The following is a 232-nucleotide window of genomic DNA, read 5'->3' as shown; positions in this document are numbered from 1 at the left end:
GGATTGACCGATTATGGGGTGCAGGTGCTCAATTGGCTCGGACAGCAAGGCACTATTGTGGCGACTTTAGGCACGGGTTTTTTGTCTGCTGTTGTCGCCTCAATCATGAACAATATGCCATCGACCCTTATCGGCGCACTTGCTATCGACAATGCTCAAGTACCAGCCGCAACACGTGAGCTGATGATTTATGCCAATGTGATTGGTAATGATTTAGGACCTAAATTTACCC

The 232-nt window shown here is 47.8% G+C and carries 1 protein-coding gene; it reads left to right on the top strand.

Annotated features, from left to right (window positions below; genetic code table 11):
• On the top strand, positions 1 to 232 hold a 232-nt coding region (locus tag AAEY75_RS17295), incomplete at both ends, for an ArsB/NhaD family transporter (protein WP_352260422.1).

The sequence above is a fragment of the Psychrobacter sp. TB55-MNA-CIBAN-0194 genome (assembly GCF_040309505.1).
GTDB classification, from domain to species: domain Bacteria; phylum Pseudomonadota; class Gammaproteobacteria; order Pseudomonadales; family Moraxellaceae; genus Psychrobacter; species Psychrobacter fozii.
The sequence above is the reverse complement of the archived record's forward strand: the minus strand, read 5'-3'. Positions and strand labels throughout refer to the sequence as shown.